Genomic DNA, 978 nt, shown 5'->3' with positions numbered 1-978 from the left:
GCCGGTGCCCACCAGCGGCGCCTCGCTCTTGAGCAGCGGCACCGACTGCCGCTGCATGTTGGAGCCCATCAGCGCCCGGTTGGCGTCGTCGTGCTCCAGGAACGGGATCATCGCGGTCGCGACCGAGACCATCTGCCGCGCCGACACGTCCATGTAGTCGACCTCGCCGGCCCGCAGGGACTCGAACTCCCCGCCCTTGCGGCGGGCGAGGACGCGGTCCTCGAGGAAGGTCCCGTCGGGGCCGATCGGCGTGTTCGCCTGGGCGATGACGTACCGGTCCTCCTCGTCGGCGGTGAGGTAGTCGACCTGGTCGGTGACCCGGCCCTCGACGACCTTCCGGTACGGGGTCTCCACGAAGCCGAAGGAGTTGACCCGGCCGAAGGAGGCCAGCGAACCGATCAGACCGATGTTCGGGCCTTCCGGCGTCTCGATCGGGCACATCCGGCCGTAGTGCGAGGGGTGCACGTCACGCACCTCGAAGCCGGCCCGCTCACGGGACAGACCGCCCGGACCCAGCGCGGACAGACGCCGCTTGTGCGTCAGGCCGGCCAGCGGGTTGGTCTGGTCCATGAACTGCGACAGCTGGGAGGTGCCGAAGAACTCCTTGATCGACGCCACGACCGGGCGGATGTTGATCAGGGTCTGCGGCGTGATCGCCTCGACGTCCTGGGTGGTCATCCGCTCGCGCACCACGCGCTCCATCCGGGCCAGGCCCAGACGGACCTGGTTCTGGATGAGCTCGCCGACGGTGCGCAGGCGGCGGTTGCCGAAGTGGTCGATGTCGTCGGTCTCGACGACGACCTCACGGTCGCCGGCGCCCGGCATCGAGACCTCGCCGGCGTGCAGCCGGACGATGTACTCGATGGTGGCGACGATGTCCTCTTCGGTCAGCGTGCCCTGCGTGATCTCCGCGTCGACCCCGAGCTTCTTGTTGATCTTGTAGCGGCCGACCTTCGCCAGGTCGTAACGCTTGGGATT

Annotated in this window: 1 protein-coding gene; it reads right to left on the bottom strand. The window is 68.6% G+C overall.

The annotated features are described in order from the left end of the window. Positions 1 to 978 (bottom strand): RNA polymerDNA-directed RNA polymerase subunit B (locus IEZ08_RS39080; RefSeq protein WP_506330651.1); only part of this gene is annotated, 978 nt, incomplete at both ends.

Origin of the sequence: Planobispora rosea (assembly GCF_014648175.1) — a bacterium.
Lineage (GTDB): Bacteria > Actinomycetota > Actinomycetes > Streptosporangiales > Streptosporangiaceae > Planobispora > Planobispora rosea.
This window is presented reverse-complemented; position numbering and strand designations above follow the sequence as displayed.